This window comes from Soonwooa sp. T0.1_25, from assembly GCF_057652215.1.
Genome location: NZ_JBYFBZ010000063.1, coordinates 1 through 519 on the forward strand (window position 1 = coordinate 1; position 519 = coordinate 519).

At 27.6% G+C, this 519-nt stretch carries 1 pseudogene; it reads right to left on the bottom strand.

Annotated elements, in window-relative coordinates:
- Window positions 1-503, bottom strand: a pseudogene (locus AC23MB_RS14360) (hypothetical protein); the annotation flags it as partial.
- Between the last annotated feature and the right edge of the window lie 16 nt (window positions 504-519).

Below are 519 nucleotides of genomic sequence, written 5' to 3' on the forward strand. Positions count from 1 at the left end.
GATATAACAAAAATTTCATTGTTTGAACTTTTAAATCGCTTTAAAGTCATTCCCGCAATCGGAATTCCATTATATTCATATCCTACACTAAGTTTATCTCTTAGTTCATTTGAAATATTGCAACCAACTAATATTCCAATCCATTTTGGTTGTGTTTCTTCCGACCAATAATCAGGATTGTCAATTAAAATTTGATTTCGTTGATCTAAATAATCCTGAAGTTGTAATAAACTCGATTCGTTGATTTCATTTAATTTGATTTCAACAATTCCAAGATATTCCGCAGAATATTTTGCTAGTAAATCAATTCTTCCATCTCCACTTTTTCTGCCTTTTTTAAGAGCAATTTCAGCATCTAGAATATTTACATCATTAAAATTTTGTTTATCCAGTTTTAGTATTTCTTCATTTTCAATTAAATATGCTTCCATTGCTAATTCTTTCCAAAAAGCATATTCTTTTAATTCTACATTATTTGCTGTAATTTGTCTAAAAAGTTCCATTTAAAGTAGTATGGTT